At 61.9% G+C, this 21,395-nt stretch carries 18 protein-coding genes; 8 read left to right on the top strand and 10 right to left on the bottom strand.

Annotation, left to right across the window (positions count from 1 at the left end):
- From greA to AC1PQG_RS07760, 6 genes are all read right to left on the bottom strand, one after another.
- Entirely contained in the window at nt 1-477 is a 477-nt protein-coding gene (greA, locus tag AC1PQG_RS07785) for a transcription elongation factor GreA (RefSeq protein WP_481122033.1), read from the bottom strand.
- Nucleotides 474-3,698 carry a carbamoyl-phosphate synthase large subunit gene (gene carB / locus AC1PQG_RS07780; RefSeq protein WP_481122032.1) on the bottom strand — a complete coding sequence of 1,075 codons (3,225 nt, stop codon included), beginning with the start codon at nt 3,696-3,698 and terminating at the stop codon, nt 474-476. Before carB ends, greA begins: the two co-directional genes overlap by 4 nt.
- A 71-nt stretch (nt 3,699-3,769) precedes the next feature.
- Entirely contained in the window at nt 3,770-4,912 is a 1,143-nt protein-coding gene (gene carA, locus AC1PQG_RS07775) for a glutamine-hydrolyzing carbamoyl-phosphate synthase small subunit (protein ID WP_481122031.1), read from the bottom strand.
- Nucleotides 4,913-5,070: 158 nt separating this feature from the next.
- The gene (locus AC1PQG_RS07770; protein WP_481122030.1) at nt 5,071-7,644 is read right to left on the bottom strand and encodes a response regulator; all 2,574 of its coding nucleotides are present in this window, start codon (nt 7,642-7,644) and stop codon (nt 5,071-5,073) included.
- 116 nt (nt 7,645-7,760) lie between these two features.
- Entirely contained in the window at nt 7,761-8,567 is an 807-nt protein-coding gene (dapB, locus tag AC1PQG_RS07765) for a 4-hydroxy-tetrahydrodipicolinate reductase (RefSeq protein WP_481122029.1), read from the bottom strand.
- 47 nt (nt 8,568-8,614) lie between these two features.
- Nucleotides 8,615-8,962, bottom strand: coding sequence for an outer membrane protein assembly factor BamE (locus AC1PQG_RS07760; protein WP_481122028.1), 348 nt, complete (start codon nt 8,960-8,962; stop codon nt 8,615-8,617).
- A gap of 122 nt (nt 8,963-9,084) precedes the next feature.
- Here AC1PQG_RS07760 and fur point away from each other — a divergent pair, with 122 nt between their 5' ends.
- Nucleotides 9,085-9,537, top strand: coding sequence for a ferric iron uptake transcriptional regulator (fur, locus tag AC1PQG_RS07755; protein ID WP_481122027.1), 453 nt, complete (start codon nt 9,085-9,087; stop codon nt 9,535-9,537).
- 12 nt (nt 9,538-9,549) lie between these two features.
- Here fur and recN read toward each other — a convergent pair whose 3' ends face one another.
- Together recN and AC1PQG_RS07745 are read right to left on the bottom strand one after the other, a co-directional pair.
- A complete protein-coding gene (gene recN, locus AC1PQG_RS07750; protein ID WP_481122026.1) occupies nt 9,550-11,217 on the bottom strand; it encodes a DNA repair protein RecN in 1,668 nt (555 codons plus the stop codon).
- Nucleotides 11,218-11,243: 26 nt separating this feature from the next.
- Complete coding sequence (locus AC1PQG_RS07745; protein WP_481114918.1) at nt 11,244-12,128, bottom strand: NAD kinase; 885 nt, start codon at nt 12,126-12,128, stop codon at nt 11,244-11,246.
- A 131-nt stretch (nt 12,129-12,259) separates the two neighbouring features.
- Between AC1PQG_RS07745 and hrcA the strand changes: the two genes are divergently transcribed.
- From hrcA to AC1PQG_RS07730, 3 genes are read left to right on the top strand one after another with little or no spacing between them, the layout of a single operon-like run.
- Nucleotides 12,260-13,288, top strand: a complete 1,029-nt coding sequence (gene hrcA, locus AC1PQG_RS07740) for a heat-inducible transcriptional repressor HrcA (protein WP_481122025.1) — start codon at nt 12,260-12,262, stop codon at nt 13,286-13,288.
- Between the two features lie 11 nt (nt 13,289-13,299).
- Nucleotides 13,300-14,400, top strand: coding sequence for a ferrochelatase (gene hemH / locus AC1PQG_RS07735; protein ID WP_481122024.1), 1,101 nt, complete (start codon nt 13,300-13,302; stop codon nt 14,398-14,400).
- A gap of 46 nt (nt 14,401-14,446) precedes the next feature.
- Nucleotides 14,447-14,791, top strand: coding sequence for a phage holin family protein (locus AC1PQG_RS07730; RefSeq protein ID WP_481122023.1), 345 nt, complete (start codon nt 14,447-14,449; stop codon nt 14,789-14,791).
- Nucleotides 14,792-14,800: 9 nt separating this feature from the next.
- Here AC1PQG_RS07730 and AC1PQG_RS07725 read toward each other — a convergent pair whose 3' ends face one another.
- Nucleotides 14,801-15,325 carry an AP2 domain-containing protein gene (locus AC1PQG_RS07725; RefSeq protein WP_481122022.1) on the bottom strand — a complete coding sequence of 175 codons (525 nt, stop codon included), beginning with the start codon at nt 15,323-15,325 and terminating at the stop codon, nt 14,801-14,803.
- 154 nt (nt 15,326-15,479) lie between these two features.
- Here AC1PQG_RS07725 and trxC point away from each other — a divergent pair, with 154 nt between their 5' ends.
- Entirely contained in the window at nt 15,480-15,929 is a 450-nt protein-coding gene (trxC, locus tag AC1PQG_RS07720) for a thioredoxin TrxC (protein ID WP_481122021.1), read from the top strand.
- A gap of 7 nt (nt 15,930-15,936) precedes the next feature.
- Here the strand turns inward: trxC and AC1PQG_RS07715 are convergent, their stop codons facing one another.
- The gene (locus AC1PQG_RS07715; protein WP_481122020.1) at nt 15,937-17,298 is read right to left on the bottom strand and encodes a protein kinase domain-containing protein; all 1,362 of its coding nucleotides are present in this window, start codon (nt 17,296-17,298) and stop codon (nt 15,937-15,939) included.
- A gap of 163 nt (nt 17,299-17,461) precedes the next feature.
- Between AC1PQG_RS07715 and grpE the strand changes: the two genes are divergently transcribed.
- From grpE to dnaJ, 3 genes are all read left to right on the top strand, one after another.
- Nucleotides 17,462-18,052 carry a nucleotide exchange factor GrpE gene (gene grpE / locus AC1PQG_RS07710; protein WP_481122019.1) on the top strand — a complete coding sequence of 197 codons (591 nt, stop codon included), beginning with the start codon at nt 17,462-17,464 and terminating at the stop codon, nt 18,050-18,052.
- Between the two features lie 92 nt (nt 18,053-18,144).
- Nucleotides 18,145-20,082, top strand: a complete 1,938-nt coding sequence (dnaK, locus tag AC1PQG_RS07705; RefSeq protein ID WP_481122018.1) for a molecular chaperone DnaK — start codon at nt 18,145-18,147, stop codon at nt 20,080-20,082.
- A gap of 105 nt (nt 20,083-20,187) precedes the next feature.
- Nucleotides 20,188-21,315 carry a molecular chaperone DnaJ gene (gene dnaJ / locus AC1PQG_RS07700; protein ID WP_481122017.1) on the top strand — a complete coding sequence of 376 codons (1,128 nt, stop codon included), beginning with the start codon at nt 20,188-20,190 and terminating at the stop codon, nt 21,313-21,315.
- The last annotated feature ends 80 nt before the right edge of the window (nt 21,316-21,395 follow it).

Here is a 21,395-nt window from a genome sequence, read left to right as displayed (position 1 = left end):
TTACTCGTAACGAACGTTGATCAGTTCAAGCTCACGCACACCGCCTGGCGCCAGTACCTCGGCAACGTCACCTGCGAACTTGCCGATCAATGCACGGGCGATAGGAGAGCTAATCGCGATCTTGCCTGCTTTGATGTCGGCCTCGTCGTCACCGACGATCTGGTAAGTCACCGATTCGCCGTTATCCAGGTCCTCAAGCTCCACCGTGGCACCGAAGACACAACGCCCATCCGCATCAAGCAACTTGGGGTCGATGATCTGGGCGTTGGAAAGTTTCCCTTCCACCTCCCGGATACGCCCCTCGATGAAGCCCTGCCGCTCTTTGGCCGCGTCGTACTCGGCGTTTTCGGAGAGATCGCCATGAGAACGCGCCTCGGCAATCGCCGCGATAACGTCCGGACGGTCGACGGTCTTCAGACGGTGCAACTCCTGGCGCAGCAGCTCTGCGCCAGCAACGGTCAGCGGTACCTTGTTCATGCCTTCACCAGCTCGCCGTGGAGGTTCTGCAGGGAATAAGCCTCAAGCCCCACCAGATGGCGCATGCCCATGCAGGCCGCGCGCGCACCTTCGATCGTCGTGTAGATGGTGACCTTCGCCGCCAGCGCGCTGGTACGGATCGAACGGGAGTCCGTCACCGCCTGGCGCTTTTCTTCAACGGTGTTGATGACGAGGCTGATCTCGTTGTTCTTGATCATGTCCACGATGTGCGGACGGCCCTCATTCACCTTGTTCACCGCGGACACCGGCAAGCCGGCAGCGGAAATCGCCGCGGCGGTCCCGCGGGTAGCGACCACGGAGAAACCCAGGTCGATCAGCTCGCGCGCCACCTCGACTGCCTTCGGACGGTCAGTGTGCTTAACGCTGATGAAGGCCTTGCCCGAGGTGGGCAGGCGCACGCCAGCGCCGAGCTGGCTCTTCACGAAGGCTTCAGCAAACGTGCGTCCGACACCCATGACCTCGCCGGTGGACTTCATCTCGGGCCCAAGGATGGTATCGACGCCCGGGAATTTGACGAATGGGAACACGGCCTCCTTCACGGAGTAGTACGGCGGTACGACCTCACCGACAACGCCTTGGTCGTCGAGGCTGCGGCCGGCCATGCAGCGGGCGGCGATCTTCGCCAGCGGCAGGCCACAGGCCTTGGAGACGAACGGAACAGTCCGGGACGCGCGCGGGTTCACTTCGAGCACGTAGACCACCGCGTCGTCACCCTCGCCCTGAATCGCAAACTGCACGTTCATCAGGCCACACACGTTCAGCGCGCGGGCCATCGCCTCGGTCTGGCGACGCAGTTCGCCCTGCAGCTTCTGCGACAGGGTGTAAGGCGGCAGGGAACAGGCGGAGTCGCCCGAGTGCACGCCGGCTTGCTCGATATGCTCCATGATGCCGCCGATCATGACGCGCTTGCCGTCGGACAAGGCATCCACGTCCACTTCGGTCGCGTCGTTCAGGAAGCGGTCGAGCAACACGGGAGAATCGTTGGAGACCTTGACGGCCTCGCGCATGTAGCGCTCAAGATCCTTCTGCTCATGGACGATTTCCATCGCCCGACCACCCAGCACGTAGGACGGGCGAACCACCAGCGGGTAACCGATTTCAGCAGCCAGGCGCACGGCATCTTCCGGCGTGCGGGCCGTGCGGTTGGGGGGCTGCTTCAGGCCCAGTTCGAACAGCAGCTTCTGGAAGCGCTCACGATCTTCGGCAGCGTCGATCATGTCCGGACTGGTGCCGATGATCGGCACACCGTTGGCTTCGAGCTCACGGGCACGCTTCAACGGCGTCTGGCCGCCGAACTGAACGATCACGCCAACGGGCTTCTCGACAGCGACGATCTCGAGGATGTCCTCAAGGGTCAGCGGTTCGAAGTACAGGCGATCCGAGGTGTCGTAGTCAGTGGACACGGTTTCCGGGTTGCAGTTGACCATGATGGTCTCGTACCCGTCTTCGCGCATTGCCATCGCCGCGTGCACACAGCAGTAGTCGAACTCGATGCCCTGGCCGATCCGGTTCGGACCGCCACCCAGCACCATGATCTTCTTGTTGCTGGTCGGCAGCGCCTCGCACTCGTCCTCGTAGGAGGAGTACAGATAGGCGGTGGAGGTAGCGAATTCGGCGGCACAGGTATCCACGCGCTTGAACACCGGGCGCACGCCGGCGGCGTGGCGGTGCAGACGCACGGAGGTTTCGTCGGTGGCCAGCAGCTTGGCCAGGCGACGGTCGGCGAAGCCCTTGCGCTTCAATTCGCGCAACTCGGCCGCATTGATGCCCTTGAGGGAACGCCCCACCAAGGACTTCTCGGTCTTGATGATGTCTTCGATCTGGATCAGGAACCACGGATCGATGCGGGTCAGTGCATGCACCTGCTCGAGGGTCATGCCTTCGCGGAAGGCCTGACCCACGTACCAGATACGCTGGGAACCCGGCTCGCTGAGTTCGCGCTCCAGGTCGTCCTGATCGGCCTCGACCTCATCCAGGCCGTAAGCGCCGGTCTCGAGACCACGCAGGGCCTTCTGGAAGGACTCCTGGAAAGTACGCCCCATGGCCATCACCTCACCCACGGACTTCATCTGGGTGGTCAGGCGATCATTGGCTAGCGGGAACTTCTCGAAGGCGAAACGCGGGATCTTGGTGACCACGTAGTCGATGGACGGCTCGAAGGACGCCGGCGTCGCACCGCCGGTAATGTCATTCTTCAGTTCATCGAGAGTGAAGCCGACGGCGAGCTTGGCCGCCACCTTGGCGATCGGGAAACCGGTCGCCTTGGAAGCCAGCGCGGAAGAACGGGACACACGCGGGTTCATCTCGATGACGATCATGCGACCGTCCTTCGGGTTGATCGCGAACTGCACGTTGGAGCCGCCAGTATCCACGCCGATCTCACGCAGCACCGCAATGGAGGCGTTGCGCAGGATCTGGTATTCCTTATCAGTCAGCGTCTGGGACGGTGCCACGGTAATGGAGTCACCGGTGTGCACGCCCATCGGATCGAGGTTTTCGATGGAGCAGACGATGATGCAGTTATCCGCGGTATCGCGGACCACTTCCATCTCGTATTCCTTCCAGCCGATCAGCGACTCTTCGATCAGCAACTCGTTGGTCGGCGACGCTTCCAGACCGCGCTTGCAGATTTCCGCAAACTCTTCCGGGTTGTAGGCGATGCCGCCGCCGGTGCCACCCAGGGTGAAGGACGGGCGGATGATGACCGGGAAGCCGATGTCGGCCTGCACCTGCAGGGCCTCTTCCATGCTGTGGGCAACGCCGGAACGCGCGGAGCCAAGACCGATCTTGGTCATGGCATCCTTGAACTTCATGCGGTCCTCGGCCTTGTCGATGGCCTCTTCCTTCGCACCGATCAGCTCGACACCGAACTTCTCGAGCACGCCGTTGCGCGCGAGATCGAGCGCGCAGTTGAGTGCGGTCTGGCCGCCCATGGTGGGCAGCACGGCGTCCGGCCGTTCCTTCTCGATGATGCGCTCGACGACCTGCCAGGTAATCGGCTCAATGTAGGTAACGTCGGCCGTTTCCGGATCCGTCATGATGGTGGCCGGGTTGGAATTGACCAACACGACCTTGTAGCCCTCTTCACGCAAGGCCTTGCAGGCCTGAGCGCCAGAGTAGTCGAATTCACAGGCCTGGCCGATGATGATCGGGCCGGCGCCGATGATGAGAATGGTCTTAATGTCTGTACGTTTGGGCATGGTTCTTCAGAGACTGGAAAGCGGTTGATCGAGAACTGGTGCGGCGCGGCGCACCACCGTGACGATCGGCTTCAGCTCCTCGCCTCCATCAGCGCAATGAATCGATCAAACAGGTAGGCCACGTCGTGCGGACCGGGGCTCGCCTCCGGGTGTCCCTGGAAGGAGAAGGCCGGCACATCGGTACGCGCCAAGCCCTGCAGGCTGCCATCGAACAGCGACACATGGGTCACCCGCACGTTAGCGGGCAGCGTCGCGACATCAGCAGCAAAACCATGATTCTGGCTGGTGATCAGCACCTGGCCGGAATCGAGATCCTTCACGGGATGGTTCGCGCCGTGGTGGCCGAACTTCATCTTCATGGTCCTGGCCCCGGACGCCAGGGCAAGCAGCTGGTGGCCCAGGCAGATGCCAAAGGTCGGAATACCCTTTGCAAGCACCTGCTGGATCGCCGCGATGGCGTAGTCGCAGGGCTCCGGATCGCCAGGCCCATTGGACAGGAAGACGCCATCCGGATTAAGGGCCAGCACGTCCGCAGCGGGAGTCTGGGCGGGCACCACCGTCAGGCGGCAACCGCGCTCGGCCAGCATGCGCAGGATGTTGCGCTTGACGCCATAGTCGTAGGCCACGACGTGGAAACGCGGGTTTTCCTGAGCCACATAACCGGCGTCCAGGCGCCACTCGCCATCCGTCCAGGGATAGGACTCGGTGGCGGACACAACCTTGGCGAGATCCATGCCGGCGAGCCCCGGGAATGCCCGGGCCTGCGCCAGCGCGGCCTCCACGTTCAGTTCGGCAGCCGTTGCCGCCGTGACGATACAGCCGCTCTGGGCACCCTTTTCACGCAGGATGCGCGTGAGCTTGCGGGTGTCGATACCAGCGATCGCGACGATGTTCTCGGCCTTGAGATAGGCATCCAGCGACTGCTCGCTACGCCAGTTGGACGCCACCAGCGGCAGATCTCGAATCACCAGGCCGGAAGCAAAGACCTTGGTGGCTTCATTGTCTTCCCGATTGATGCCTGTGTTTCCGATGTGCGGATAGGTGAGCGTGACGATCTGGCTACAGTAGCTCGGGTCGGTAAGGATTTCCTGGTAGCCGGACATGGCGGTGTTGAACACCACCTCGCCGACCGTTGCACCAATGGCCCCGATGCCTTTGCCGTAGAACACCGTCCCGTCGGCAAGAACAAGAATGGCGGGCGGGAAAGCTGACACGGCGAACTCCTCGAAATCTTGTGATTGGACGACTTGCATGCGTAGCCGGGCTACACATGAAAAACGGGATCGCCCTGAAGGCCATCCCGTAAGAAACTTTCTAATTATAGCCTGAAGCCACTTCTCCCGGCAAACCCGACTGTAGGAATACAGACAAACTACGTCGCCTTCCGCGCCCTGCGCAGCACCCCCGCAAGGTGGCCGAGCGCCTCAAGAAGTTCCGGCAACTCACGGCACACGGCAGCCCCGTCATCATTCTTCCCCGCCACCTCCAGGCGCTGCGCGACAGCCACGACAAGCTCGGCGTTGAACACCCCTGCCGAACCCTTGATCGAATGAGCGAGATTACGGATCCCAGCAAAATCGCCAGCACGCTGAGCCTGCTCCAGCGCCTTGCGATTGCGCTCCAGATCATTGAAGAAAAGTGTGATCAGCTGCTGCAAGGCAGACTCATCCCCGTCGAGCAATTCCAGCGTAGCGGCCAAGTCTGCCACATCGCTTCCACCCCCAAGATCGATACAGGGCGCCCCCCCGTCTTCCTCCCGCTCTCCCCCCATGACGCGCCCGATCGCCGCAAAAAGCTCTGCCGGTTTGATGGGTTTGGCAATGTAATCGTCCATTCCGGCCATTAAACAGCGATCACGATCGCCCTGCATTGCATGTGCCGTCATGGCGATGATCGGTGTGAACTTCCAGTGACCTCCAGCTGCCCAACTGCGCCTAGCCTCCCGCGCCCGGATAGCCTGCGTAGCTTCGAACCCCCCCATGACCGGCATCTGGACATCCATCAGAATCAGGTCAAAGCGACCCCTGTCGAAACAGTCGACCGCCTCCTGGCCGTTCGATGCCAAGGTGATCGAGTGCCCCGCCTTCTCCAGCATCTTGACGGCCACGGTCTGATTAACCGGGTTGTCCTCGACCAACAGGATGCCGTACGCACGCCCAGGAGGCGTGACCGACCGCGGAACCACAGGGAGTTCATCGACAAGGAAACGCTCTTCCTCGACTACCCCCCCCTGCAACGACAGGCGTAGCGCATCGATCAGATCAAGTTCGGAAAATGGCTTGATCAGACGAGCGCCGATCTTGAACTGCTCACACTTCGCTGAATCACCACGCTGCGCATTGCCATCAAGCATCATGACCAGACGATCTAGGCGCGACCACCCCTTGATCAGCCTTTCAGCCAACGCATAACCGCCCGGCGCCGGCATCGCCGCATCCATCAGCAGCCAGTCATACGGCGCATTCCCCGCCTGTGCCGCCTGCAGCTGCGCAAGAAGCGCCTCTCCATCCGCCACATCCCTGACATCCAACCCCAAGGACCTGAGCTGCAATCCAACACAACGGCGCAGCGCCTGATTTCCAGCAGCCACAAGGACACGGCGCGCGCCAAAGACAGGCCTATCGGCGAGCGGCTGGGCTGGCACATCGACGTGCACCGAGAAACTGAAAGTGCTGCCTTGACCGAGCCCGCTCGATACGCTGATGACGCCTCCCATCAGCTCGACAATCCGCTTGCTGATCGCCAGGCCCAGCCCTGTCCCACCATACTTTCGGGTCGTCAACTCGTCAGCCTGGGAGAACGCGCCAAAAATCGCAGTGTGCTTGTCCTCGGCAATACCGATCCCGGAGTCACGCACATCGACTTCGAGGAGCGCGCCGCGATCTTCCAGCAGCCGGGCACGAACGACGACCTCAACCTCCCCCTTGTCAGTGAATTTGATTGCATTCCCGACAAGATTGGTCAGCACCTGGCGCAGGCGGGTGGGATCCCCGATCAAGACAGCTGGAACCTCGGGCCCCACGTAGTAGAAGCACTCAATCCCCTTTTGATACGCCCGCAGGGCAAGGGATTTCATGGTGTCGCCGAGCAGGCCAGGCAAGGAGAACTCGACCTGCTCAAGATTCAGCCACCCGGCCTCGATCTTCGAAAAATCGAGCACATCATTGATGATGTGCAACAGGGAATCCGCCGAACTCTTGACGGTGTTCAGATACTCCCGCTGCTCGTCATCGAGTCGCGTATCGAGCACCAACTCCGTCATGCCGATGATGCCATTCATTGGCGTGCGGATCTCATGGCTCATGTTGGCCAGAAAATCACTCTTGGCCCGATTGGCCGCCTCCGCCTGCTCCTTGGCGTGCAACAGCTCGAGCTCGGCGCTCTTGGCGCGGGTGATGTCCCGGTATATCCCCATCATGCGGAGCCAGCGACCGTCGCTACCGCGACCACTCGCCCGCCCCTTGACGAGAATCCACCGCCACGTGGAAGTCTTGTCGAGGATCCGGAACTGCGCTTCGAAGCAATCCAGCTCTCCACGCAGATGCGCCACCACGTGGTGATGCAGTAACTCCCGGTCGTCCGCATGCAACAGCGGCATCCAGGAGGAAAAATCGCTGGACAGTTCCGCGACACCATAACCCAGCATTTCCTGCCAGCGCGCATCCATGACCAGCGTGCCATCGAGAAGGTCCCAGTCCCACAGGCCTGCCTCGGTATTCTGCATGGCAAGCCCCAGACGCTCGCGCAGATCCTGCGCCTCCCGCCTTGCGGCCTCCTGGGATAGAAGCAGCCCCCGCAAGGCCTCAAGGATTTCCCCTGCCGGCGCACACAGAACGTCACCCATCGGCTGGATCGCTCCCGCCGCAACACCTCCGGCCACAAAGGCCCTCAGCGCCTGCCCAAGTTCGGCATCGGCAAGAAAGGGGGTGATCGCTGGATCGGTCAAAACGGCGGCCTCACGACGACAAACGTATGGATGCGAGGGCACCCCCTCCACAACCACGGTTGGACACCCTGCCATATCGGCAGGATGTCCCGCGGCTTGAACCGCGATTGGCCGATTTACTTCAGGCCAAGCACATCCTGCATGTCGAACAGCCCCGCCTTGCGCCCAGCGATGAAACGCGCAGCGCGCAGACTCCCCAGCGCGTAGGGCATGCGGCTGCCCGATTTGTGAGTGATCTCGATGCGCTCACCGATCCCCGCAAACAGCACGGTATGGTCACCCACGATGTCCCCACCCCGCACGGTCGCAAAGCCGATGGTCTGCCCGTCGCGCTCCCCGGTCACGCCTTCGCGGCCATAAACAGCACACGACTCGAGATCGCGCCCCAGCGCCGACGCAACCACTTCCCCCATGCGCAACGCGGTGCCGGACGGTGCATCGACCTTGAGGCGATGATGCGCCTCGATGATCTCCACGTCGTAGCCTTCGTTGAGAATCCGCGCGGCCACGTCCAGCAGCTTGAAGACTGCGTTCACTCCGACCGCCATGTTCGGCGCAAAGACTACGGGGATGTCTTGCGCTACGGCGCCAATCACGGCCTTTTCCTCAGCCGAGAAACCCGTCGTGCCGATCACAATGCCGCAGCCGGCTGCCTTCGCCAGCTGGAGATGATGCAAGGTCCCTTCCGGCCGCGTGAAGTCGATCAGGCAATCCGCCTGCACCAGCCCGACGGCCACATCGCTGGTGATGGCCACGCCGCACGGAGCACCGACCAGATCGCCGGCATCCTTGCCGATGAAGGCACTCTCCGAGCGCTCGAAGGCGGCGACCAGCACGGTCTCCGGATCCTTCAGGGTTGCCTCGATGAGCATCCGCCCCATTCGGCCGGAGGCACCGGCAATCGCGATACGAACTTGAGTCATGAAAATTCCGGAATAAACATATTAAGAGGTTCCGCCGGACCCGCCCGTCAGGGTTGCGAAGGCGCCTCGCCTGCGCGGACATCTCCTTCGAGTCGCGCGAGCTTGCCGTCCTCGAAAATCACGGTAAGGCGGCGCTCCTGCAGGCTGCCCTTGCCTGGCTGAAAACGGTAGATGTAGTCCCAGCGATCCGAATGAAAGACATCGGTCACCAGCGGCGTCCCAAGCACGAAACGCACCTGATCCCGCGTCATTCCGGACTTGAGCTGAGACACCATTTCCTGGGTCACGAAATTGCCCTGCCGGACATCGATTCTGTAGGGTTTGAAAAAGTCGCCGACGGCAGTGCAACCGGAAAGGGCAGCTACCAGCAGTACAGAAGAGAACAGTTTGCGCATGGCGTTTCTGGAAGGCGGAATGAGCATCGGCCGAAAGGCTGCATTCTCAAGGTTGGTCTGAAACTATATCATACGGGGCTGGTCGGACTTTCGACCGCCGCATCCAAGTTTTCGGGGCTCCCATGTCCAGTAATTCGCAGAACCTAAAGAGTATCGGCCTCAAGGCCACCTTCCCGCGACTCAAGATCCTCGATCTGTTCCAGAAGGTGGAAAACCGCCATCTGACAGCAGAAGATGTCTATCGCCTGCTGATCGCCGAAGACATGGACATCGGACTGGCCACGGTTTATCGCGTGCTCACCCAGTTTGAACAGGCCGGCCTTCTCGAACGCCATTACTTCGAGTCCGGCAAGGCGGTCTTCGAACTCAATGAAGGGCACCACCACGACCACCTGGTATGCCTGCAGTGTGGCAAGGTGGAAGAATTCTTCGACCCGGCCATCGAGGAAAGGCAGAACCGGATTGCAGAAGAGCGTGGCTTCGTCGTTCGCGAACACGCACTTTATCTGTACGCGGACTGCAAGAAGGACCCCTGCCCCAATCGCCCGGGCAGCGGCCCAATCACCAGCACCTGAACATTGCAGCCCTCAGCTGGCGCGCTGCAGGCCCAACATCTCCGCCGCATGGTCGCGGGTGGTATCGGTGATGTGTACTCCACCCAACATGCGGGCAATCTCCTCAACGCGCTCGGCAGGCGCCAGGCGCTTCACACGGGAAAGCGTCTGGCCATCGCGGGTTTCCTTCGAGATGGTCCACTGCCAGTCAGCCTGAGCCGCCACCTGGGGCAAGTGGGTCACACACAGCACCTGACGATCGCTTCCGATCTGCTTGAGCAGGCGTCCGACGATCTCTGCCACCCGCCCTCCGATACCGACATCGACCTCGTCGAAGATCAGCGTCGGCGTAGCCGCATTGCGGCTCGCAATGACCTGAATCGCCAGACCAATCCGCGACAACTCCCCGCCCGACGCAACCTTGGCGAGAGGACGAAGGGGCTGGCTGGCATTGGCGGTCACCAGGAACTCCACGGTCTCGAGCCCGCTGGCACAGCCCTCCGCCACTGGCCTGACGGCAATTTCAAAGCACGCGCCGGCCATCGCCAGCGACTGCATTGCATCGGTCACGGCCGCCGACAGTGCCTCCGCCACGCTCCGGCGTGCCACGGACAAACGTCCGGCGGCCTCCATGAAGCGCACTTTCGCCGTCGACTCCTCCCGGGCCAACGCCTCCGGATCGGCCTCCCGCGTAAGGCGCTCCAGGCGCAGCACACTATCGGCCTGCAGATCGGGCAAGGCCTCGGGCGCCACCTTGTGCTTGCGCGCCATACCGGTTACCGCCTGGATGCGCTGATCGATCTCGGCCAGACGCTCAGGATCCACGTCAAGCCGGTCCCTATAGCGACGCATCGCATGCAGGGCTTCATCGAGCTGGATGCTCGCGCTTCCCAACAGTTCCTGCACGTCGGCAAGCTGCCCGTCGTGCTGCGCCATATCTGCCACTCGCGCGAGCAGGTGATCGAGTAGCGATACCAGCGCATAGTCGCCGTCCGCCAAGCCTTCCAGCACCTCCGCACTGCCTGCAATCAACCCTGCCGCATGAGCCAGGCGGGTTTGTTCCTGGTTGAGCGTCGCCCACTCATGAGGATCAAAGGCCAGCTCACGCAATTCACTGACCTGCCAGGCCAGCAGTTCGCGCTCCCTCTCGGTACTCAAGGCCCCGTGCTCTGCCACCTCCCGCGCACGCCGCAGGGCGGACCAGGCGCGGTACAAGTCGGCCACCTCGGACGCCAGCCCTGATAAGCCGCCATGGGCATCCACCAGCTCCAGTTGAGCATCCGTGCGCAACAGCGCATGGTGGGCGTGCTGGCCGTGAATATCCGCCAGCCACTCTCCGGCCGCTCGCATCTGGGCCAGCACAACGGGAACACCGTTGAGCCATGTTTTGGAACGTCCGCCGCTGTCGATGACCCGACGCATCAAAACCGAGCCGTCACCGGAATCAAGTTCCTGAGCAACCAGCCAGTCCCGCAACGCGCCATCTTCCGGGAGATCGAATTCCGCCAGGATCTCCGCCTTGGCCTGCCCCGCACGGACGACTCCGCTCTCGGCCTTGCCGCCCAGCACCAGCCCCAGGGCATCCAGCAAGATCGATTTGCCGGCACCGGTCTCGCCGGTCAATGCACCGAAACCGGCCTCGAACTCGAGTTCGAGTTGATCGACGATCACAAAGTCGCGAATGGAAAGATGACGCAGCATGAAGACAGAGAAAGAATTTGAGCAGATCAGCCGTGGCGGGGTGCGGAGCTCCAGTGCAGCTTTTCACGCAGCATGGCGAAATAACTGTAGCCCACCGGATGCAGCAGGCGAACCCGGTGGGGCGAACGGGTGATCTGCAGGGTGTCGCCCGCCCGCGTGTCGTACCGCGTCTGCCCGTCGAAATGCACGCGGGAGTCGTGTGGTGGCAGCAGCACGATCTCGATGCGGCAGCGATCCGGCAGCGTGATGGGACGCGCGGTCAGCGTATGGGGGCACATCGGCACCAGTGCTATGCCGTCTACGCTCGGATGCAGGATCGGGCCATTGGCCGACAGGGCGTAAGCCGTCGAGCCGGTCGGCGTCGAAATGATCATGCCGTCCGAACGCTGGGTATAAACGAACTCTCCGTCGATACGCAGATCGAACTCGATCATGCGCCCGAGATCGCCCTTGTTGACCACCACATCATTGAGCGCCACCGTATGAAACACGCGCTTTCCATTGCGGAGCACTTCGGCGTCGAGCAGCACGCGGCTTTCTTCCGAATACCGCCCCTCGAGCACCTCGCTGATCTTTTCCAGCGCGACCTCCCGGGATATGTCGGTCAGGAAGCCGAGCCGCCCTTGATTGACGCCAACCAGCGGCACCTCATACTCGGCCAGCCGGCATGCACTATTGAGAAGCGTGCCATCGCCCCCAAGTACGACTGCGAGATCCGCCTGGACACCGATCTCCTCGTAGCTGGCGACGGAGAAACCCGCCGTCAGCCCGGTGGAACTGGCAGTCCCCTGCTCGATCAGCACCTGGAGCCCCAGGCCGCGCAAATGATTGGCCAGCCGAAGCACCGCTTCAGCCACTTCGGGGCTCTGATACTTGCCGATCAGCGCAATCGTCTTGAACTCACAGGTCATGCGCCGATTAAACCACATTATTCATGGACGTCGCAGGCGACCAAGACAAAACAGAGCCAACCGGCACCATTCATGCTTCTCATGAGCGCGTCCCTTCCTTAGAATCCCAGCGTCTCTCCGAGTCTTCCGCCATGACCAGCCTCGATCAACGTTCGCAAATCCTCCTCAAGACCCTTGTGGAGCACTACATCGCCGAAGGCCAACCGGTTGGCTCGCGTGCCCTGTCGCGCCATTCTGGCCTCAAGCTGTCCCCCGCGACGGTGCGTAACGTCATGTCGGACTTGGAAGAGCTCGGCTTCATCACCAGCCCGCACACTTCGGCCGGCCGCGTACCCACCGCGCGCGGCTATCGTTTCTTCGTCGACAGCCTGCTCACGGTGCAGCCTATCGACTTGGGCCAGATGCGGGAGATCAAGGGGCAGATCCAGCCCGGCGAGCCGCAGCGGGTCATCAACGCCGCCTCCCAGCTACTGTCCGGCCTCACCCACTTTGCTGGCGTCGTGATTTCTCCGAAACAGGACGCCATCAAGATCCGCCAGATCGAATTCGTCAGCCTGTCGGAAACCCGCGTCCTACTGATCCTCGTCACCACCGGCGGCGACGTGCAGAACCGCATCCTGTTTACCAAGCGCCAATACAGCCCGGCCGAACTGGTCACCGCCGCCAACTACCTCAACCAGCACTTTGCCGGCCTGGCATTCCCCGAGATCCGCACACGCATCCAGGACGAGCTCAAGCAACTCCGCTCCGACATGACCGACCTCATGAGCGCGGCCGTCGAGGCCGGCAGCGAGGCCCTCGAAGAAACCCAGAGCACCTACGTGATCTCCGGCGAAACCAACCTGCTCGATGCGGAAGACCTGTCCTCCAACATGGCCCGCCTGCGCGAGCTCTTCAAACTGTTCGAACAGAAGACCGGCCTCATGCAGCTCCTCGACATCTCCAATCGCGCTCAGGGCGTGCAGATCTTCATCGGCGGCGAGAGCGGGCTGAGCCCCCTCGACGACTGCAGTGTCATCACCGCACCTTACGAAGTAAACGGCCAACTGGTCGGCTCCGTAGGCGTCATCGGCCCGACCCGCATGGCTTACGAGAGGGTGATCCCGATCGTCAACGTCACCGCCCGCCTCCTAACCAGTGCCCTTTCGGGCCACAACTGACGAAAGCCGCCATGTCCCGCTACTGGCAGGAGCCAGCCCATACCCATGGCCAGACACCCCGCATCGGCATCCTGCTGGTCAATCTTGGCACACCGGCCGCGGCAAGCGCCGATGCGCTTCGCCCCTATCTGAAGCAGTTCCTGTCCGACCCACGGGTCGTCGAGATTCCGCGCCTCATCTGGTGGCCGATCCTCAACGGCATCATCCTACGCACCCGGCCCGCCAAGTCCGCCGCCAAGTACGCCAGCGTGTGGACCGATGAAGGCTCGCCGCTCAAGGTCCATACCGAAAAACAGGCAAAGCTGCTGGCCGGCTTCCTGACCCACGCGGGTCAGCCGAACCTGCAGGTGAGCTGGGCCATGCGTTACGGCCAGCCGTCCATCCGCAAGCAGCTCGATGCACTGCGCAGCGCCGGCTGCAACCGCATCCTCGTGGTCCCGCTCTACCCCCAGTTCGCCGCCAGCACGACCGCAACGGTCATCGACGACGTGGCCGACTGCCTGCGCCATTGGCGCAACCTTCCCGAAATCCGCTACGTACGCAGCTTCGGCGACGATCCGGGCTACATCGCCGCCCTGGCCCAGTCGGTGCGCGACCACTGGAAAAAAGAGGGGCAGGCCGACAAGCTCGTGCTCAGCTTCCACGGCATTCCGCGCCGCAGCCTGGATCTGGGCGATCCGTACCACTGCGAATGCCACAAAACCGCCCGCCTGCTGCGCGAGGCCCTGCAGTTGCCCGAGGAGCGCGTCATCGTCAGTTTCCAGTCGCGCTTCGGCAAAGCCGAGTGGCTCACACCCTACACACAGCCGACGCTGGAGCAGCTGGCACGCAGCAAGGCCGCCGCATCGGTGGATGTCATGTGCCCCGGTTTCGTATCCGACTGCCTCGAGACACTCGAAGAGATCAACATGGAATGCCGGGAGGCCTTCCTCCACGCCGGCGGCCAGCGCTTCAGCTACATTCCCTGCCTGAACGAGCGAGAGGACTGGATCGAAGCCTTGATGAAGCTGAGCCTCCGCCAGTTGGGCCACTGGCTCGACGAAGCAAGCCCGGACCGGGACCAACTGGCCCGCCAGACGGAGCGTGCCCGTGCCATGGGCGCAGCATCATGACCACAATCGGCACGCCGCCGGCCAGCCGCGGCAGGAACGGGCAATCATGAAACTCCTCTTACGCTGGGTTCTCAACGCGGTCGCGCTGATGCTGATCCCGGAAGTGCTCACCCGCATCCACGTCGACAGCTATTCCGCCGCCCTGGTGAGTGCGCTGCTACTGGGCTTTGTGAACGCGATAATCCGGCCGATCCTGATCATCGTGACCCTGCCGATCACGATCCTGACCCTCGGCCTGTTCACGTTGGTCATCAATGCCCTGATGTTCTGGTTCGTGTCCGGCCTGGTGCGCGGCTTTGTCGTACCGGACTTTCCGACGGCGTTCTTAGGCGCGTTGCTATACAGCCTGCTGACCTGGATGGTCAGCATGGCCTTGGGCGACAAGGATTAGCCGCAGAAGTCAGCGCGTAGTAGCAGAGCCTACGGCTGCTGTACGGCGCTTCACGGGCTTGCGCCGCACAGCGCCGGGATCGAAAGCTCCGACCAGTTTTCCCAGGGCCACAGACCTAGCGTCCATCGCCATCTGGAAGGCGCCGTCTTCGCCGTACTTCTTGACGGAGAACTTGACCCGTTTGCGCTTCCCGTCTGGCAAGGGCCACGACGCCACCCAGAACCAGCGCTGCTTTTCCTCCGGCAGATCGCGGGTTTCGGAGGCGCAGTACCGACAAACCCCCACGACGCCCGAACGGTTGTTCTTCTTGACAATATTGGAGTATTCCTGCATCGACAGCGGTGGATGGGCGGCGATGATCTCGTCCCGATACGCTTTCGCGGCCACGAACGAATGCTGCCGCCCTCCGAAGACGCCGTCGCTGAAGTGCTTCCGATAGATCACGCCGCGCCGCTGGATCGTCACCAGCCAGCCATGGGTACGACTTGTTTCGTTATCGACCCGACTGATCCCGTATGTGCTGCCCCGCCCCACGCGCCACCTCCCTCCGCCCCGCACAAATATTGCGATACAAGCTGGATTTCGGCCGAATTTAGTGGAACTTTAGATTTTCACAACACCCTGCCCGCTGCCACTTGAAACCCCGGATTACCCCACAATATAGGCTGAAATCTCCCGGAGCCCCACCATGAGCGTCCCCTTGCTGATCGCCTGCCCCCACTGCAACGCACTCAACCGCATGCCTGCAACACGCCTAGGAGACGCCGGACATTGCGGCAAATGCAAAGGCCCCCTCTTTACCGGGCACCCGGTCCATCTGACAGGAAACAATTTTTCTGCTCACGCAGAACACAGCGACATTCCCTTGCTGGTGGACTTCTGGGCTCCCTGGTGCGGACCGTGTCGCAGCATGGCCCCGGCCTTTGAAGCCGCGGCAACGGACCTTCAACCGCAGATCCGGCTAGGTAAGATCGATACGGAGGAAGAACCCGGTCTGGCGGCACGCTTCGGCATCCGCAGCATCCCTACGCTGGTTCTCATGCAAAAAGGCAGGGAACTTGCACGACACTCCGGCGCCATTGGCAGTCAAGATATCCAGCGCTGGGCTCGGGCAAATCTCGGCAGCCCCGCCCCATGACTCCGGGTCAGTTATCGACCAACTGGAGTTCCATCCCGAAACCGCTCGCCGTGATGCGCTCTGCCGGCGGCCCATTCTTCGCCAGATCCCGCTGAGCCTGCCCCAGCCGGCGTGCGACGACGGTAACGAGTCTGGAACGGAATGCCTCCTGGCATTCATCCGTAGCAAGGGACAGCGAAGCCGGATTCAACTCCAGATACACGGTGGATGTTGTCGTGACCACCGTATTCATGTGTTTGTGGTCCTGCTGGTCGAGATAGGCCAGTGCGCCAAACACCTCGCCGTAGCCATACTCGCTGACGCGATGCCCATCGACAGAAATCTCCACACGCCCGTCAATGACAATTCCGAAACGCTGGTCGGAATCCCCCTCCCGCATCAACAAAGTGTTCGAATCCACCTTGCGCCAGCGAGAAATACGCAGAATCTCCCAGATTTCCACATCTTCAAATTCCACAAAAAACGGCATTTTCCGCAAAATTGAAAAACGCGTCGTATCCTGCGGCAGACTCGTGTCGTCGAGGATCTTGTACCTGACGGCTGACAAGTCCTTGGCGAAGTCGGCGCCATTTTTGTAGCGGGAATACAGATCCTTCTCAAGCGCCTTGCGGATGACGGTATCCAACTGCTCCGGCAAATCTGCGTTGATCTGCGAGACGAGCGGAGGCTCGGTATTGAGGATCTTGTAGATCAGCTGGGCCGGATTCTTGGCACGGAACGGCAGGCGTCCCGTCAGCATGTGGAAGAGCACGACACCGAGCGAGAACAGGTCGGTCTTCTGATTCAACGGGTAACCCTTGATCTGCTCCGGGCTCATGTAAGCCGGAGAGCCAACCCCCATGATGAAAGTCGAGTCGGACTCGCTCTTCTTGCTGATATTGAGGGCAAGGCCGAAATCCGTAATTTTGATGTTGTCCTGCTCATCGATCAGGATATTGGCCGGCTTGATGTCCCGATGTACGATGCCCTGGCGGTAGGCGTAATCCAGCGCCATACAGCACTTGAAAATGATGCCGATCGTCCGGTGCTGCGGTAAAAGATTCTGAAAGGTGCAATACGGCTCGAGCGTCGTGCCCGGGAAGTACTCCATGACGATATAGGCGTAGTCCTTCTCGACCGCCGTATCGAAGATCTTGATGATGTTCGGGTGGTCCAGACGACGGGACACATCCATCTCCGCCCTCAACAGCTTGAGCAGCCGACGGTTCCATTTCGCCTCGTCCTTCGACTTATCATCGAAACGGATCAGCTTGAGGGCAACCGGCTCCGGGTACTGGGGGTGCTCGGCCAGATAAACGGTTGCCGTAGCGCCACGCCCCACCTCGCGGAGCAGCTTGTATTTGCCGATCTTGCTGGGTTCTTGTTCCATACCTGTTTTACGCCCCAGAGCCTGGAAAGATGACCGGGACACGCCGGATTTATCGCAATTTTACACCCACAGTGGATACAAGGCGGCATCGATGAAAAATTGCCCCTTGAAATCTTAACCTGCGCCCCCAAGTTACCGCGAGTCCCAAAAAGGAGCCTTACCCATGCAAGATCAAGACACCCCGCGGAACGCAGAAGAAACGCGGACCCCGGAACTCGCGGAAAACGCCACCGGCACTGAGGCCGAGCATGTTTCCCAACCCGTGGATGCGCCGAGTGTCGACACCCTGCCCAACCTGACCGAACAACTCCGCCAGGCCGAACTGAAGGCTGCCGAACACCATGATGCGTGGCTGCGAGCCAAGGCCGAGACTGAAAACGTCCGCCGCCGGGCCCAGGACGACATCGCCAAGGCCGGCAAGTTTGCCGCCGACAAATTCGCCCAGGCCATGCTGCCGGTCAAGGACAGCCTCGAAGCCGCCCTCGCCACCGAGAATGCTACCCTCGAGAGCTTCAAGCAGGGCGTCGAACTGACACTCAAGCAGCTGGTCTCCGCCTTCCAGGGCGCCAATGTGGTCGAGGTCAATCCGGTCGGCGAGAAGTTCGACCCGAACAAGCACCAGGCCATCAGCGCCATCGAGGCCGACGGTGAGCCCAACACGGTGATCAATGTGCTGCAGAAGGGCTACCTGCTGCACGATCGAACCATCCGTCCGGCGCTCGTGGTCGTGTCGAAAGCCAAATCCGCTGCTTGAAAGCGGCGACGGCATCCCCATATCGGTAACAAGCCAACGCACCGACCCCGTCGGAGCGTATGTCAAACAGAATTCGAACTGAAGGAAAACTCATGGGCAAGATCATCGGCATCGACCTCGGCACCACCAACAGCTGCGTTTCCGTGATGGAAGGCGGCAAACCGAAGGTCATCGAGAACTCCGAAGGTGCGCGCACCACCCCGTCCGTCGTCGCCTACGCTGACGACGGTGAAATCCTGTGTGGCGCCCCGGCCAAGCGCCAGGCCGTCACCAACGCCCGCAACACCCTCTACGCCATCAAGCGCCTGATCGGCCGCCGCTTCGAAGAGAAGGAAGTACAGAAGGACATCGACCTGATGCCCTTCACCATCGCCAAGGCCGACAATGGCGACGCCTGGGTTGAAGTGCGTGGCAAGAAGATCGCCCCGCCGCAGGTTTCCGCCGAAGTGCTGCGCAAGATGAAGAAGACCGCCGAAGACTACCTCGGCGAAGAAGTCACCGAAGCGGTCATCACCGTTCCGGCCTACTTCAACGACAGCCAGCGCCAGGCCACCAAGGATGCCGGCAAGATCGCCGGCCTCGAAGTCAAGCGCATCATCAATGAGCCGACCGCGGCCGCGCTGGCCTTCGGCATGGACAAGAAGCCGGGCGACTCCAAGATCGCCGTGTTCGACCTTGGCGGCGGCACTTTCGACATCTCCATCATCGAAATCGCCGACATCGACGGCGAGCACCAGTTCGAAGTGCTGGCCACCAACGGCGACACCTTCCTGGGCGGCGAAGACTTCGATCAGCGCATCATCGACTACATCGTCACCGAGTTCAAAAAGGAGCAAGGCGTCGATCTCAAGAACGACGTGCTGGCCCTGCAGCGCCTGAAGGAAGCCGCCGAAAAGGCCAAGATCGAGCTGTCCTCCGGCCAGCAGACCGAAATCAACCTGCCCTACATCACTGCCGACGCCACCGGCCCGAAGCACCTGGCCCTGAAGATCACCCGCGCCAAGTTCGAATCGCTGGTCGAAGACCTGGTCGAGCGCACCATCGAGCCCTGCCGCGTGGCCCTCAAGGATGCCGGCGTGAAGGTTTCCGACATCGACGACGTGATCCTGGTCGGCGGCCAGACCCGCATGCCCAAGGTCATCGACAAGGTGAAGGAGTTCTTCGGCAAGGATCCGCGCCGTGACGTGAACCCGGACGAAGCCGTCGCCGTTGGCGCCTCCATCCAGGGCGGCGTGCTGCAGGGCGAAGTGAAGGACGTGCTGCTGCTCGACGTCTCCCCGCTGTCCCTCGGTATCGAAACCCTGGGCGGCGTGATGACCAAGCTGATCCAGAAGAACACCACGATCCCGACCAAGGCCTCGCAAGTGTTCTCCACCGCCGACGACAACCAGTCCGCCGTGACCATCCACGTGCTGCAGGGCGAGCGTGAAATGGCCAGCGGCAACAAGAGCCTCGGCCAGTTCAACCTGTCCGACATTCCGCCGGCCCCGCGCGGCATGCCGCAGATCGAAGTCACCTTCGACATCGACGCCAACGGCATCCTGCACGTGTCCGCCAAGGACAAGGCCACCGGCAAGGAAAACAAGATCACCATCAAGGCCAACTCCGGCCTGTCCGATGACGAGATCCAGCAGATGGTCCGCGACGCCGAGGCTCACGCCGAGGAAGACAAGAAGGCCCACGAACTGGTCGATGCCCGCAACCAGCTCGACACCCTGGTTCACTCCGTGAAGAAGGCCCTGGCCGAGCACGGCGACAAGATCGGTGAAGACAAGGCCAAGATCGAAGCCGCCATCAAGGACGCCGAAGACGCCATCAAGACCGGCGACAAGGCCGCCATCGATGCCAAGAGCGAAGCCCTGGCCGCCGTCAGCCAGAAGCTCGGCGAACATATCTACGCGCAGGCTCAAGCTGAAGCCGGTGCCGCGGGCGCTGGGGCTGGTGCCGGCGCAGCCGGTGGCAGCAGCTCCAAGGCCAACGATCCGGACGTCGTCGACGCCGAATTCACCGAGGTGAAGGACAAGAAGTAAGCCTGTCCGGCATCACTGCCGCATAGACAGCTCCGGCCGAGCCATGCCGGCGCCCCGTGCGCCGCTCGGCTCGGCCTTTCCACAAGATAGCCAGAGCACCCAAAAATGGCGAAACGGGATTTATACGAGATCCTCGGCGTCAATCGCGACGCCTCCGAGGATGAATTGAAAAAGGCCTACCGCAAGCTGGCCATGAAGTACCACCCGGACCGCAATCCGGACAACAAGGAAGCCGAGGAGAAGTTCAAGGAGGTCAAGGAGGCCTACGAGATCCTCACCGACAGCAACAAGCGCGCCGCCTACGACCGCTACGGCCATGCCGGCGTCGATCCGTCCATGGGCGGTGGCGGAGGCGGCGGCCAAGGCTTCGAGGGCTTCGCCGACGCATTCGGCGACATCTTCGGTGACATCTTCGGTGGCGGTGGCGGACGCGGGCGCTCCAACGTCTATCGCGGCGCCGACCTGCGCTACAACCTGGAGATCAGCCTCGAGGAAGCCGCCCGTGGCGCCGAGAAGACCATTCGCATTCCCGCTCTCGAGGAATGCGACAGCTGCCACGGCAGCGGCGCCAAGCCCGGCACCCAGCCCAAGACCTGCCCTACCTGCGGCGGAGCCGGTCAGGTGCGTATCCAGCAGGGCTTCTTCTCGATCCAGCAGACCTGCCCGAAGTGCCACGGCAGCGGCCGCATCATCCCCGAGCCCTGCACGTCCTGCGGCGGCGCAGGCCGGATCAAGCGCCAGAAGACCCTGGAAGTGAAGATCCCTGCGGGCATCGACGACGGTATGCGCCTGCGCCACAGCGGCCATGGCGAGCCCGGCGTCAACGGTGGCCCCGCCGGCGATCTCTACGTAGAGATCCACATCAAGCAACACCCCGTCTTCCAGCGGGATGGCGACGATCTCCATTGCGAGATGCCGATCAGCTTCACGACGGCGGCGCTGGGCGGCGAGATCGAGATTCCGACGCTGGACGGTGCAGCGGCCATTCGTATTCCGGCCGAAACCCAGAGCGCCAAGGTCTTCCGCCTGCGCGGCAAGGGCATCCGCAACGTACGCAGCCACGCCCCCGGCGACCTGATGGTGCACGTCATAGTGGAAACTCCGGTCAAACTGACGGAACGCCAGAAGGAGCTGCTGCGGGAATTCGATGAGATCGCATCGTCCAATGCGGAGCGTCACAACCCGAAGGCGAAGTCCTGGATGGACAAGGTGAAGGACTTCTTCGGCGCCTGATAATTGCCGCACTGCAGCAGTCTGACACGCGGGCCGACGTTGTTTCAACGTCGGCCCGTGCGCTTTCCGAAAGGCATTTT

Source organism: Zoogloea sp. GDB6, from assembly GCF_056724105.1.
This window is presented reverse-complemented; position numbering and strand designations above follow the sequence as displayed.